This is a genomic window from Bradyrhizobium retamae, assembly GCF_001440415.1.
Classification (GTDB): Bacteria; Pseudomonadota; Alphaproteobacteria; order Rhizobiales; family Xanthobacteraceae; genus Bradyrhizobium; species Bradyrhizobium retamae.
Window position 1 is genome coordinate 1 of sequence record NZ_LLYA01000226.1, and the last position, 12,825, is coordinate 12,825.

Sequence of the window (12,825 nt, forward strand, 5' to 3'; positions counted from 1 at the left end):
TCTGGGCCGAGCTTCTCGGTGTGGCTCGGGTCGGGCGGCACGACAACTTCTTTGACCTCGGTGGACATTCGCTGCTAGCGCTGCAAGTGCTTGAGCAACTCCGGCGGCGGGGTTTAATCCTCGATCTTTCCGTGCATTTCACGAAACCTCGTCTCGATCAGTGCGCCGAGAAGGTGCGCCCCGCATCGAAGAACCATCGAAAATCTGCGAGCCAACTTATTCCGCTTCGACTCGCGAACAGTCAGCCACTTATCCTCTGTCACGCTTGTGGCGGAGGGCTGAGCGTCTATGATGACCTCGTGCGGGCGCTGCCAGCTACACAGACCATCTACGGTATACATGCCCTAGAGTTCGGTCACGAACTCCTGAAGGTAGGTTCGATTGACGAGATTGCCCAAGTCTATGCTCGGGCTATTGTTCCTGTGCTGCCGGACATGGCTTGTACGCTCGCCGGATGGTCTTTTGGCGGTATGCTCGCCCACGCCGTTGCTGGGATACTAATCTCTGCAAATGTGAGGGTCGATTTAGTGGCATTGATCGATAGTGCCCATCCGTCGGCGCCAGAGACGCCTTCCACTCTCACCTTGGACCAGGAATGGTGTGAATTCCTTGCATTCCTTGTCGACGAGGGAGGATTGTCGCCTGAGCACGATGCAACCATGAAAATTCGACCGGGTGACTTCGCTACGCTCGCGAGCGCTGCTTTCGGTGCATGGAAAATCGGTGTACCGGCGCTTGAGGAAATCTTCCAATTGTTCATTCGCCATATTCGCGCGGGCAAACTATACGTACCTAAGAAGGTTTCGGCGCTCTGCGTCTATTACACTCGGGAGTCCACTAGCGCAGCAACTCCATGGCACGCTGCTTTCGAGAGCGTCGTTGAAGGGCCCACTCTTCCTGGCGACCATGGTTCCCTTCTGAAGCATCCAAATGTGACCGTTCTTGCGGAGGACCTCTCACATCGCCTTCCCGGCGAGGCATTCGTTCGCCGTCCAACAAAAGCTTCAAAAGACCTTTTCCAATAGATCAGGACCTGTAGTAGTGAAGTGGACCCCATCCGTGGGGCCGCGGGGACCAATCGCTTAGTTGGATTGAACGAAGCCGCTACCGCGGCGTGAGGGGCAAGGTGGCGTAGATCGCCTCCTGGCTGAGAGGATGTGGGTGTTGGAGCCCATCCCCCTCAGACAGGAGTATCGAGATGGCCGATTTGAGCCCTATTCGCCGCCGCATGATCGAGGACATGACAGTCCGCAATCTGTCGCCGGCGACGCAGCGATCCTACATCAGCGCGGTTTCGAGGTTCAGCCGTTATTTCGGCAGATCGCCGGATCGGTTGGAACTGGAAGACGTTCGCGCCTTTCAAGTGCATCTGGTCTGCATATCATGGCCGGCGCTGAACCAAATCGTCTGTGCGCTGCGGTTTTTCTACGGCGTTACTTTCGGCGAGGCGCTGATCCCGGAACGCATTCCCTATGCGCGAGAACCGCGCAAGCTGCCGGTCGTGCTCAGCGCCGACTCCGAGGTCGCGGGACTGCGGATCGAAGGGACAGTGCTCGCGCGCCACGGCAAGGGGGCGAAGGATCGCAACGTGATGCTGTCGCCCCAACTACTCGGCATCCTGCGCACCTACTGGCGGCTCGCCCGGCCGCGGGTTTATCTGTTCCCGGGACGCGACGAAGATCATCCAATCGATCAGACCGTGTTGCACGCCGCCTGCCGGTCGGCGGTGAAGGCTGCGGGCCTGACCAAGCGCGTCACGCTCCACGCGCTGCCACAGCTTCGCGACCCATCTTCTCGAGAACGGAACCGATATCCGGATCATCCAGGTCTTGCTCGAAGCAGAGACATACTGCCCACCAACAGCCGATCGAGGAGCGGATCTACTATCCGTTCCATCCAAGGTGTGGCGAGACGGTGCTGATTGTCAGGAGATACGCCCACCGTGGGGCGGAGTCGGTCGTCATTCCGCAGCCTGACGGGTCGGTCGCCTGCATACCCGCGTGGATGACACACGAGTCAGCGGCGCGTCACCAGCTTCGTGCCGAGCCGCGGTTTTCCCTGAATATTCTGCGATCTCTGCGCGCCGAGATTGATGCGCTTCTAGGCTATCTCCAATCCGACTCACGGAGGGAGGACGCCAACAATGAAGGGCGCAAACATTCAGCCGGACCTGTTCGAAGAGGTCGAACCGGGCGTCTTGCCGGTCCCCGCACAAAAGGAGCAGTTGGCAACGCTGGTCGAAGCCCTGCTGCTGGAGATCGCGATGGCGCTGGCAAGCGGGGAGATCGGCAATGACCAAGATCACGGCTAAAGCTCGAGGACATCGACCTGTCGTCGATGAGCATTCGTGTTCTGGGCAAGGGACGGCGGGAACGAACGCTCCCCTTGTGGAGGACCACAGCTGCTGCCCTGCGCGCCTGGCTCGCCGTTCGTGGGCGGGTCGCAGTACCCGAGATGTTCGTCAACGGCCGGGGAGAGCCGCTGAGCCGATGGGACTTCGCCTATGCGTATTCGCAGGTCCGATCCTGAAGGAGACTGACGACATCTTCGTCGGAAAGGGCGACGGCAACACGACGCTGAGGGCGCGAATACCTGTGCGCTTCTGGAAGGTCATCGTCGCCAAGGTAGAGGAAGGCGTCGCGGCCTACGGCTTCATCCTAGAGCAGGATCTTTCCGACGTTGCGTGGGAGGAGTTCGTTGTACCGGAGGAGTAGTCCTGTAGGATCTGACTGATCATCGCCCATTCGCTTCCGCGAGTTGAAGATGCCGAACCGGTTCGCGAGCTGGTTATTGGCGACGAGAGGAAGATCTTGTACCCTGCCGCAAGAGGTTACCTCCAGTGTCCATCTCGAACCGTGAGCATTGTCTGCATGGCTAAATCCTCAACTGGTGCCTAATTCGTTTTATGCATGCAAGGTCATGGTGAAAGGCCCAAGCGCGGTGCGTGCGACCCGAGAAATCAAAGAATTGGCTGAACGGGCGGCTTTGACGCAGGCCAACCTCGCGAAGATTGGGAAAGCCCAGCCCTACTTGTGCAAGCTGCTGAAAGAATCTCATATCGCGAGTTCGCGCGTTCAGAGGCGGGTGCGGGAAATGCTGGAGGCGGAGGTGACACGGTCACTGAGCCGTGGATCGAAAGCGTCGGGCGGGCTGCGAAACCTTCGCGCGATTTCCCCGAGGCAGTGGATGCTCTCCTCAGGATTATTCATAGAGATGTATAGATCGAGAGAATGAGTACGTGCGGCCGGCGGCAGTCGGAGCCATAATAGAAACATGACAAGTCGAAATTCAGCGCGACAATCGCAAACCGCAGAGCGGCAGCTAAGGCTGAAACAGTGACTTTATCACGTTCTCGTCCATGAGACTGGAACCGGGCAGATGATTTCTGTATTCCAGCTCAATCTCTTGCCAGGTGTGCATCCCAAGACGGGCGCGGAACTGCGGAAGCCGAAATCGAGAAGGCAAAGCATTTGGGCATTCGACCACCCATCCGAACGGAAGCTCCTTGACCTTCTTCAGGCGATGCACCTTGGGACTTTGCGCTACGCCGCACAACTTGAAGAGATTTTGAGCGAGCTTCCGTTTTTTCGCGGACGTTAGGGATTCAACGTCGCTGGAAGTATGGACGTAGGGAGGGTGGGATTTGAAGTGCCGAAATATTTCTTCGATCGCATCCGTCCGAGAGGCAATAAAGTTTTCACGCAAGTTATCGAGATAAGCGATGCGATCGGCGACGTCACGGTAACTGCATTGTTGGTAGATGAGATTGGAAAGACCTGCCAGTGCGAACCCATACTGAATTGCCTGCACATAGCCATACGCCAAGGAGTTCCTGTCGGCCGAGGCATTTTCCTTTTCTCCATGTACCCTCGCCAGCGCCAGATCTGTTGCCTCCGTTTCTCCTGGAATATCGTAGCTGAGCAAAGCGATCGCGAACGCGTCGGCATCGTCCTCCCGTCTCTGGCTTTCCGCACACGTCATACCAGTCGGGAACGGCGAGTGGCCCAGAACGACGTGGCCTAATTCGTGCGACAGGACGAACATCATGGCCGGATCGAAGTGACTGCTCAGGCGCATGAAAACATCAAACATCGCCATTCCATCGGCTCCGCTGATCTCTCCACCAGCGGCCGCCGCGACAAGCCGGGTCCTGAGCGCATCGTAAGTTTCTTCCGGGGGCGTTCCGCCCTTCAAATAGCCTTTCATGAGGGCGAGGACGGTTTCGTAGTGTTCCCTGAAGTCTGCCTCCGTTCGCATCATTGAGATGCCGTTACGAGCCGCAGCAAAAAACAAACGGGCTCTCGCCTCCAGATCCGCAAGCTCCAAGGCGGCTCCCGGGGTTGAACCCAGATACGAAGCCAGAGACTTGCTGAACAGCGCTTTTCCTTCGACGGCCTCGCGAAGAGATCCGAGAACCAATCCGCGGAGGAGACGCGCGCCTATTATTATACGGGTGGGAGAAACGGTCGTTGACCAAGCGTTCTGATCGTCGCGAAATTCGATCGTCGTCGGCGCTTCCGAGATCGCCGCGATCGGGCGGACGCCAATCCTTTCGAGCGAACGCATTACAGATGCTAGCTGCTTTTTCAACGTTTCCTTCTGCACGTTGAACTGCGAGGTCAGAAATGCAGATGCGTCACGCTGCTGATCGGACGTCATGACCTGGTCTCGATCCGGGTCGAACTTGGAGCCTGCTTGCGGAAACAGGCTGCTGAGAAATTGATAGTCCTGCGCGTTCCTGATAGCGTCGATGGGATTCGGCGTGCCCGTTTGAGCGTGGAGCCCGGAGCAGAACTGCAGAACGAACGCCAACGTCAAAAGACGACAGAAGCGTCTCATTTCACTGCGCCGCCGTAGGGTTCCAATACTCCTCGATCAATTGCGCGTCCCTTATGCTGCCGCCGGCGCCTCCGACTACGTTCTTGAGAGTGAATTTTTGAGCAAGAAAGCAGACGGTGAGGGGTTTGTCGAATGTCTGATCGATTGTGAAGTTCTTGTTGTCCTCGGCTGTAATAACGGGCGCCGAAGATGGATCGGCGGCGGATTGAGTCTGCATATTGGAGGGGCCTGCGCCGGGCGGCTTGGCCGCACCCGATACCTGGAACATGGCACGGAAGGGGACTTCTCCGCCGAAAGCGCCGGCGATTCCCCTGTCCACCGTCAAACGCATTTGCCTTGCAAGTTGCACGTTGCGAATGACGAAATAGGTATTTTCGCTATCGATTAAGGAGGGATCGAGGGTTCGCAGTGCCGCCCGCACGTCGGCCTCCTCCGTGCGCACCTCTTGGCGCTGGAAGAGGGCCACCGCGGTCGCGTAGGTCGTCGATCCGGATATCGAAAGCATCCCTCCCAAGTGAAGAATTTTGGCCATAAGTCCCGCGCTGACGTAGCCGCTTGTGCGGGCAGCGACCGACGAGACTTCTCCTACTATCGGCTTCAGTCGACCATGCAAATCGGCCAGCTCGTACCTGACGCCGTCACGATCGACGTAGAAGGTCCTACCTGGCCTATCCAACTCATTCGGTCCCTGAAGGCATTCCCAGCCTGGAGACAAGGTGCTTTGCAATGCGGAGCTAACATTGCTCTGGGCACACACGGGCACAGATGTCGAAAGAATGAATGAGAGCGCCAAACCTATACGTTGTTGGGACAAGACCGCCTCCTGACAAAGATGCCGCCGCCAGTCTAAGGCTCCAATTCGGTAATCACCGCACAGCTCGGGGGTCTGCCCGTCCGCTACGACTTGGAGCCATCGCGAGTCTAACGGAGTCGAACGGGGTTGCACAACCCAGCCGATCCTAGGGAAAACGCCAGCTTTCACCTGTGGCGGATGGAATGCTGCCAGCTTCACTGCGGCGATCGAGGAAATGGATGATACCGAGGCCGTGGATCTTTGATCGGCGAGTGGAAAAGCGAAATGAAGATGCCCCTGCGTGCCGATGCTTCTCGAGCAGCGACGCCATATCGAGAAGATGTGCTCCGAGCAGGCGGAGCTATGCCGGTTTATCTTTCGAAGGTGGAATGGGCTGGAGGTGCGTCACCGCCGGAGTATCTCGTCCGTTATCGCCAGGATCCGGCCACGGCATGCTGGCGGGCACCGCAGCAGACGATCCTGATCTTATCAACAAAGACGTGCACCCGGGTTTCCCCCGAGTACCGCGCAACGGCGCCGAATGATCTTATGCCTGCGGCAGGAACGGAGCCGAGCATGATCGAAGCATTCTCCATTGCTACCGCGCATCTTCACCAGGATGCTCGAGAAAATCTCCTTGCAGGACGAACTTCCGTGAATCAGAAGAATGCCGACTCGCCCCGGCCGATGGTGGAGGGTGTGCAACCTCAAGCCGTCGACCACGCAGGTACGCGAAATCATATGGTCATCCTCCCCGAAAAAGGGGGCGGCAAGCGTTACTGCCTGCCAGTGAAAAGGGCTGTCTTAATGCGCTGTAATGCAATTTATGATTGCTCATCCTATACCGCCGAAGGTGGCGGTCAAGCACACCTTTGCAGGTTTTTCCTAGCTCTTGGCACATCGTATTCGGTCTCCTACCTGGAGCACGTGCACTGCTGAACGTCGTTTGATCAACGACGGGAGCGGCGGGTTTCGAGCGAAGCCAACTCTTTGACGGCGCAAGCTGGTATCATGAAACCTGGCTTCGATGGCTGCGGTTCGCTTCAGGTCACAATCGGCGCACCGCGTACTTGATCGCTATTGCTTTTCGCGTGCCGCTTAGGAGAGCCCGCTTGCCATAGACCTCAGCGGTGATCTTTTCGAGAATCGCATGGAGCGGGTAGGCCTTAATGAGCGCGTTCGCGCGCCGCGTCTCACCAAGTGCGGTGACGAACGTCTCCTCGTAACCGTCGGTTGGGCGCTGCCCGAATCGCAGGCAAATCTGCGTCACCGCATATTCGTCCCAACACGCCTTGATGATCTCCCGCCGGTAATGCGCATGTGCGTCGGATGCTTGCTCTGCAGGAGCACGCCCGGAAGGCCGCATTGAAGCGTTCTGTCACTTCGATATGGCGCGTTCATGAGCCAGGTGTGGAGTGCTTGCTCGTAGAACTCGTTCTCGTCTTAGCGGAAGCAGGACGCCGGCATTAAAGAGCATGTGGCTCTTAACTGTGTCGTCGCCGATGACGCCGGGGTCATGGCGACGCCCATACGATGCCTTCCAACGGGGTGAGCTTGTGCTTGGTCTCATAGCCGCGAGTCGAGCTCAAGGAGCGCCTGCGCTAGTCGGAGGCGATGGTGATGCCGCAAGCGCGGCCTAGGTTCAAATGGGTAATTCTTGATGCAAAACCAAGGATTTGGCGCGGACGGTTAAAGCGCTAATCGCGGTCATTCGTCTATATTGGCTGCCGATGGCAGATGATTCTGATTTTCAGAATGAAGATCAGGTCATAGCCTGATGAAAAGTCGAACGAAATCGGTTGGAATATGAAAAACGACATCAAGACTCTCGCGCGCCAGCGGTTGGATGAACGACTAGACGGGCTCAAACCAGCCGAGCGGTGATCCAGGCCATACGCGACGTCTTGGGCATGACCAACGGCTTCCTTAATGTCTCCAATTGGTGCGGCAGCGGAATGCCTGGCACCCGCGGCACATTCGCAGTACGGACGCCGCCGTTGGCGAGATAGATCGAGATCGGCGTCTTCGAGGTGCGGGACACACCGACCAGGACAATATCCGCATCCTCCAGGCCCGGCGTGCAATCCGCCGGCCGGCTCAAAATCCGCCCCCAAAGCGTCGAGGCGCTCGACTGCACGCTCGTCTATGCCCTTGTACCCGAACAGCTCCCTTGAGCATGCCGTGCGCGCGCAAAATCGCCATGTGGGACCTCGGCCGTGTCGCTCACACCATGAAGCTGGAAGCGGACCAGCGATGCCAATCTTGAAGCGCGCATCGAGGCGTATATCCGCGACCAGTTCAAGGCGCGCGGCCTATTGAACGAGCCATGAGCGATCTCTTCGAAGAGCCCGACGATGCTACGCCCCTCGCGCCGGGAGAACGCGATGCGCTGTGGCAGACCTGGATCACGGATCGCGACGATCTCAATGAGGCGGAGCAGGAAAACATCGTCAAGGGCGCGGCCTGGGCAGGCAAGCGGCGGGGCAAACCCGCCGATCTGCTGAATGAGGATTTCGCAAAGACGCTGCACAAGCAGATGTTCGGCTAGGTGTGGAAATGGGCGGGGTCATATCGTCAGACCGAGCGCAATATCGGGATCGAGGCACACCGCATCCCGGCGGAAACGCCAGCGAATGTTCGACGACGTGCGTTATAGTCGAACATCAGACCTCCGCCGGATGAGATCGCTGTGCGGCGGCATCACCACGTCACGGCAATCCATCCTTGGTCGAACGGCAACGGCCGCCATGCGTGCCCGATGGCAGATCTGCTGATTCAGCGCGTATAGGCGGTAAGGTCTTCACTTGGGGCGGCGGGACATTCTCGGATGTCGGCGACCTGCGCACGCACTATGTCGCGGCGCCCAAGGCCGCCCACATCACGACATCAACGCGCTTCTGGAATTCGCGCGATCATGAGAGGGGAAGCCGCCATCAGAGGTGAGACGACGCCCGCCCGCCTCAAACAGATCGGCCGCAAAGCCCTTTCCGAAAGACCGACCATGTGGAGGTAGGCGTAGACAACATGATGTCGTCACTCAGGTGAAATTTCCTGAAGATCCTGGTGAGCTATCCGGACGAGTTCGCTGGCTGAGCCTTAAGCGTGACATGGCCATTTTGGCGACTCCGGCCTTGCCCGCGTTGACCCAAAAGTTGACGCCTGATCGCATGGAAAAGCTTTGCATTCTGCCGACTGGCGCAGAGTTTCGTCGATGCGAAGCCCTAATTAGCGAAATTTCGGCCTTAGGGCCGGGTATGGTTACTGCAAGAGATAGAGATAAGCCCAACCCTGAGAGCCGACTATCTTGTCGATAGAATCGATGCGGCTCCTAGCAATCTCTCTCCATACGAACGACTGGACCATCTGGCGAATCCTGAGCGGATGGTGAGAATGCGCCCCAAGGAGCGAATCCGATCAAATGGGACACTTTCGGATGCCGTACTACTCTTTTGATCTTGTGATTGGCGAGGAGTACAAAAATCAAGGCGGCCTCATTCTCGAAAACATCGAGATTGCCTCCGATCGAGCGGAGCAGCTTGCGACCGAACTGTCTATCGTACATCCGGACCTGAAGGCCAAAGGCTGTGCGGTCCGGGTCACCAGAGCCGAGAACGCTGAGGTCTATCGCACGCCACTCGATCCGATTCCGTCATGGATGAGACGTCAGCACTGAGCGTCGGCAGCGGCAAGCGACACTGGAAGCGCGCGGTTTGGCTTATGTGAGGGGCGATTCGCGGCGTCCACGCGGCGAGGCGCCGCGATGTTCCCAAACAGTCGATCTGTCGGGGTGATCTACGGGCAATAGCGTCGACAGAATGGAACGCGAGATGGACAAGTAGACATTCACTGCTTACTTGGTCGCCTGAACATAAAAAGGGAGCTTTCGATGAGGCGACCGCGCGCGCCAGCAGGCTCATACCGAACGCTACAGGAGAGAACGAGGCTTCTAGAGACGTCTTTGGGACGCAATCAAAGGTCTGTGGCAAGCGTTTATGAACTGGTTCTGATGTCATTCGACGAGTACGCTCCGCGTGCACGCGTGAACAACATCATGTTGTCACTCAGGTGAATTTCCAGGTCACAGTCCTGAAGATCCTGCTGAGCTATCCGGACGGCTTCGCAAGGATGGCGGAGCTTAAGCGCGACATGGCCATTTTAGCGACGAGCGGTCGGGACTGGGCCGAGCGCACCAAGAGCTTGGCCGCCCGTGTGCCGAACCTCGACATCTTTTCGCAAGAACTCGTTGAGCGCATGAACGGTGGCTGGCGCATCACCGAAAAGGGACGTGCCTTCCTCAATTTCATGGAAACGCGCCCGATGGCTGCGCCGGTAGAGACGGAGGTGGCCGCTCCCGAGCAACCGAAGCCGATGAAGCGCAATTTGCCTCCCGTCGAAGCAGGCCGGCTGACGGCATGAACGTCAGCACCTACCTCGTGCGGCCGGCAAGCGAAAACGCGCAACCAGGTCTTGCCCTGCGCTCTTCGCTCGCAGTTTCGGATGGACGCGCCCCACCTCGGCCTTTGGCTCGCAGGTGAGGGAACGCGAAGATGTCCCCGCTAGGTCGAAGGGCCGAACTACCCATCTTCGCTGTCTACACGGCTTGCCGCACGCGAGCGGTTTCTTCATCATTCCCACCCTGAAAGGGATCGAACTCACCTCTGTCTACCTCGCCGGCCTGGGGTCGATGCGGTCAGCCGTAGATCGCCTCTCTGCTGTTCGGCGCGCATGCGCCAATCTTCGAGGACAAGGCGCGCGGTCGTGAGACCGCTGGGCATGACAGAGTGAGAGGAGCGCCCAACTTCGCCGTCACGGGTTCATAGTCGCGAGAGAGGCTCGCGGACAGCCGTCGCGGAGAATCGCCTTCACTTGTCGGTTTCTGCTGTCCCGATTTTTTTGTTCAATCGGCTGCACAGGCTTGATCAGCGACATAAGGGATTTTGTCGCGAAAGCTTACGGGGCGTGATTTTGCTCATTTGAGCTATCTTCAAATCCTTCGAATGCATCCCGGACAACGGCCTCGATGCTTGCAACCTCATCGTCCGTTAGCTTCTCGAATTCGCGCTCCCTTCTTTTCTTGGAAAGCACGCCCTTGTTCTGCCGGATGAACAGAAGCAGGTCGTCTGCAAGGCGATCCGGCATTTCAACCGTGTCCATGATTTTGCGGCGGGCTTCATCGTGACGGCGCAGATAATCGATTTCGTGCGGCAGATCGTGCTCCACCGTTCTCTTGACGCACTGATACAAAAATTCCGCTTCGTCGGTGCAATCGAAATAGCAGTAGAGGTCGGCGGTATCGTTCAGCACTTCGACGTTCCTGTCCGATGTCGGTTTCCAGTCGATAAACTCCATCAAGGGCCCGGAATGGGACTGCAGGGTAGTGCGGTAGTCATCAATCCGGTCGAGCATGACGGACGACACCGGAAACACCATGCCTGGCGGCGTGAATTTCCGCTCCGCCAGAACATGGTGGATGAGGCAGCGATGCAGGCGTCCGTTGCCGTCCTGAAGCGGATGGACATAGACGAACCCGAAAGCTGTGCTTGCCGCTTGTAGAACGGCATCAATCCCGTCATCGCGCATGCGCGCGTTAGCGTCGATCAGGCCTTTCATGAGGCTGGTCAGGTCGTCGGGTCTGGCGCCGATGAACTCAGGCAGCGGATTGTTCTCATGGTCTCGCTCACCCAGAAAAACGCCATCTGGCCGAAGGCCTGGATGAATGAGCCGGGTGTCTTCGATGAGGACGCTATGTAGCCGCACGATCTCTTCAAGGGTCAGAGCATGCTTGCCTGCCTGCACGACAGCGCGTCCCCACCGCTCCAGCCGATTCCTGGGCGGGCGTTCGCCTTCGATCTCGAAGCTTGCGCGGCTATCGGCGAGCAACAGAAAACTCGCGGCGCGGGAGACCACATGGCCGCCGGTACGCCCGACGGTCTCGCGGGCCTTTTCCGCAAGTCCACTTTCTGTGAGGGCAACGAGCGCGGAAGTCCTTCGGATGACTGGGCTGAAATCTTTCGTTCCGAGCAGATTGTTGCGAACGCGGTGCCGTTTTGACAGCTTGGGCTTGCCTGTGAAATAAGCCTTCGGGTCGAACAAATCGACAGCTGCGACGTTCGGGGTATCCGGAATGTCGAGCGTCTCGCCAGTTAGCATTTCGTAGAGGAACCAGACCCGGCGCGCGGGCACACCGGTTGGTGCCGCTGTGACGAAGTCACGGATTTCTGCCTTCGGGACCGCCTTGAACACGCGCTTGAGCACGAGGAGATCGAGGTCTTCGTGGCGCAGGGCAAAGGTGAGGTGATCTGCAAAATTGTCGCCGGGCCAATATCTCTTGTCGAACAGCCGCCAGTCGCCTTCATCCCGGTGGCTGCCACGGATATGCTTTTCCGACACGGCGCTAGGCCGACGGACGGGTGCCGCAACCGATAGTATCTGGACCAATGCTGACAGCCCGACGAGTTGGGTCTCGGTAGGCAGTGCCTTGCCTTGGAAAGCCTTTGTCTCCGCAAAGTTCAGCCGCATGGTCGAAAATCCATATGGAATGTCGAATTTTGCCGCAAAAATAGTAACATTGTCGAAAACAACTTACTGGCTCTCGGGTCGAAAATCAACCCAATTTGTCGTTTTCTGGCTCAAAGTGGTCCGAAATGTCGAAAATCGGGCTAATTGGCAATAATTTGCCAAAAAGAGGCTTCGTGAGCGAGGGCTGGATATCCCTGCTTTCACTCCCGGCTAGCAATGGATCCGCCTCGAACTTGGCCCTTCTTGCTAAGCCTCGCTGAGCAAAAAAGGCGGCCATCCTCAAACTGGCGGCACACCCCTAACATCGATGCCACAATTCATGGCCAGCCAAACACCGGCCATGAGCCCTCGGCCTCGTTCTCGACGGTGAAGTGAAAATCCCTCAGGCGGCTCGTTTCAAGCATCCTCAGCATGTCCGAAAACTCGCCGCGCGTGAGGGGCTGAGAGACGGAAGATGCTCCCCCTTAAAGAGATGGCCCGCGTCCGGAAATTCCGTCACGGCAAACCAATCCGATCGCTTACTTGGCGGCTACGTTTCGAGTCCAACGAAACTCGCTTCCGCAAACGCACTTCTCTGTGCCGGTATCTGTTCGGTGCTTCCAACAGTCGCCAAAACTTGTGAACCTCCTCCGAATTGATGGACACCTGTAGTAGGCTCGATGAGTCAGGAGGTG

General features: G+C 57.8%; 12 protein-coding genes and 3 pseudogenes. 10 read left to right on the forward strand and 5 right to left on the reverse strand.

All coding sequences use genetic code 11. The features are described 5' to 3' along the window. From CQ13_RS39595 to CQ13_RS39605, 6 genes and pseudogenes are all read left to right on the forward strand, one after another. On the forward strand, window positions 1-1,025 hold a 1,025-nt coding region (locus CQ13_RS39595; RefSeq protein WP_156434184.1), incomplete at its 5' end, for a thioesterase domain-containing protein. Window positions 1,026-1,198: 173 nt separating this feature from the next. Beyond that, window positions 1,199-1,835, forward strand: a pseudogene (locus CQ13_RS39600) (site-specific integrase); the annotation flags it as partial. A 79-nt stretch (window positions 1,836-1,914) separates the two neighbouring features. Then, window positions 1,915-2,040 (forward strand): annotated as a pseudogene (locus CQ13_RS47610) (hypothetical protein); the annotation flags it as partial. A gap of 103 nt (window positions 2,041-2,143) precedes the next feature. Beyond that, entirely contained in the window at window positions 2,144-2,311 is a 168-nt protein-coding gene (locus tag CQ13_RS44080) for a hypothetical protein (RefSeq protein ID WP_156434185.1), read from the forward strand. A 26-nt stretch (window positions 2,312-2,337) separates the two neighbouring features. Further along, a complete protein-coding gene (locus CQ13_RS46935; RefSeq protein ID WP_347337096.1) occupies window positions 2,338-2,529 on the forward strand; it encodes a site-specific integrase in 192 nt (63 codons plus the stop codon). Next, window positions 2,490-2,714 (forward strand): DNA/RNA non-specific endonuclease, encoded by a 225-nt coding sequence (locus tag CQ13_RS39605; RefSeq protein WP_057848179.1) that lies wholly within the window; start codon window positions 2,490-2,492, stop codon window positions 2,712-2,714. The genes CQ13_RS46935 and CQ13_RS39605 overlap by 40 nt, the downstream gene beginning before the upstream one ends. A gap of 607 nt (window positions 2,715-3,321) precedes the next feature. Here the strand turns inward: CQ13_RS39605 and CQ13_RS39615 are convergent. Beyond that, complete coding sequence (locus tag CQ13_RS39615) at window positions 3,322-4,839, reverse strand: ImmA/IrrE family metallo-endopeptidase (RefSeq protein ID WP_057848181.1); 1,518 nt, start codon at window positions 4,837-4,839, stop codon at window positions 3,322-3,324. Window position 4,840: 1 nt separating this feature from the next. Then, entirely contained in the window at window positions 4,841-5,371 is a 531-nt protein-coding gene (locus CQ13_RS39620) for a hypothetical protein (protein WP_156434186.1), read from the reverse strand. A 546-nt stretch (window positions 5,372-5,917) separates the two neighbouring features. Between CQ13_RS39620 and CQ13_RS44085 the strand changes: the two genes are divergently transcribed. After that, a complete protein-coding gene (locus tag CQ13_RS44085) occupies window positions 5,918-6,571 on the forward strand; it encodes a hypothetical protein (protein ID WP_156434187.1) in 654 nt (217 codons plus the stop codon). A gap of 109 nt (window positions 6,572-6,680) precedes the next feature. Here the strand turns inward: CQ13_RS44085 and CQ13_RS39625 are convergent, their stop codons facing one another. Beyond that, window positions 6,681-6,998: a hypothetical protein gene (locus CQ13_RS39625; protein WP_057848183.1), complete on the reverse strand. Its 318-nt coding sequence runs from the start codon at window positions 6,996-6,998 to the stop codon at window positions 6,681-6,683. A gap of 543 nt (window positions 6,999-7,541) precedes the next feature. Continuing rightward, window positions 7,542-7,706: pseudogene (locus tag CQ13_RS39630) on the reverse strand (kinase/pyrophosphorylase); the annotation flags it as partial. Window positions 7,707-7,958: 252 nt separating this feature from the next. On the opposite strand from CQ13_RS39630, the gene CQ13_RS47500 reads away from it, so the two are divergent. The 3 genes from CQ13_RS47500 to CQ13_RS39645 all read left to right on the forward strand — a co-directional run bounded on the left by CQ13_RS47500 (window position 7,959) and on the right by CQ13_RS39645 (window position 10,048). Beyond that, a complete protein-coding gene (locus CQ13_RS47500; protein ID WP_409410905.1) occupies window positions 7,959-8,180 on the forward strand; it encodes a hypothetical protein in 222 nt (73 codons plus the stop codon). 885 nt (window positions 8,181-9,065) lie between these two features. Continuing rightward, window positions 9,066-9,305, forward strand: coding sequence for a hypothetical protein (locus CQ13_RS39640; protein ID WP_057848185.1), 240 nt, complete (start codon window positions 9,066-9,068; stop codon window positions 9,303-9,305). Window positions 9,306-9,697: 392 nt separating this feature from the next. Further along, entirely contained in the window at window positions 9,698-10,048 is a 351-nt protein-coding gene (locus CQ13_RS39645) for a hypothetical protein (RefSeq protein WP_057848186.1), read from the forward strand. Window positions 10,049-10,582: 534 nt separating this feature from the next. On the opposite strand, the gene CQ13_RS39650 is transcribed toward CQ13_RS39645, so the two are convergent. Further along, on the reverse strand, window positions 10,583-12,151 hold the full coding sequence (locus CQ13_RS39650; protein WP_057848187.1) for a Fic family protein: 1,569 nt from the start codon (window positions 12,149-12,151) through the stop codon (window positions 10,583-10,585). Window positions 12,152-12,825 lie beyond the last annotated feature (674 nt).

Bases quoted from the DNA above. Each gene is read 5' to 3' on its own strand.
- CQ13_RS44080 (WP_156434185.1), top strand. From the start codon at position 2,144: ATGAAGGGCGCAAACATTCAGCCGGACCTGTTCGAAGAGGTCGAACCG.
- CQ13_RS46935 (WP_347337096.1), top strand. From the start codon at position 2,338: ATGAGCATTCGTGTTCTGGGCAAGGGACGGCGGGAACGAACGCTCCCC.
- CQ13_RS39605 (WP_057848179.1), top strand. From the start codon at position 2,490: ATGGGACTTCGCCTATGCGTATTCGCAGGTCCGATCCTGAAGGAGACT.
- CQ13_RS39615 (WP_057848181.1), bottom strand. From the start codon at position 4,839: ATGAGACGCTTCTGTCGTCTTTTGACGTTGGCGTTCGTTCTGCAGTTC.
- CQ13_RS39620 (WP_156434186.1), bottom strand. From the start codon at position 5,371: ATGGCCAAAATTCTTCACTTGGGAGGGATGCTTTCGATATCCGGATCG.
- CQ13_RS44085 (WP_156434187.1), top strand. From the start codon at position 5,918: ATGAAGATGCCCCTGCGTGCCGATGCTTCTCGAGCAGCGACGCCATAT.
- CQ13_RS39625 (WP_057848183.1), bottom strand. From the start codon at position 6,998: ATGCGGCCTTCCGGGCGTGCTCCTGCAGAGCAAGCATCCGACGCACAT.
- CQ13_RS47500 (WP_409410905.1), top strand. From the start codon at position 7,959: ATGAGCGATCTCTTCGAAGAGCCCGACGATGCTACGCCCCTCGCGCCG.
- CQ13_RS39640 (WP_057848185.1), top strand. From the start codon at position 9,066: ATGCCGTACTACTCTTTTGATCTTGTGATTGGCGAGGAGTACAAAAAT.
- CQ13_RS39650 (WP_057848187.1), bottom strand. From the start codon at position 12,151: ATGCGGCTGAACTTTGCGGAGACAAAGGCTTTCCAAGGCAAGGCACTG.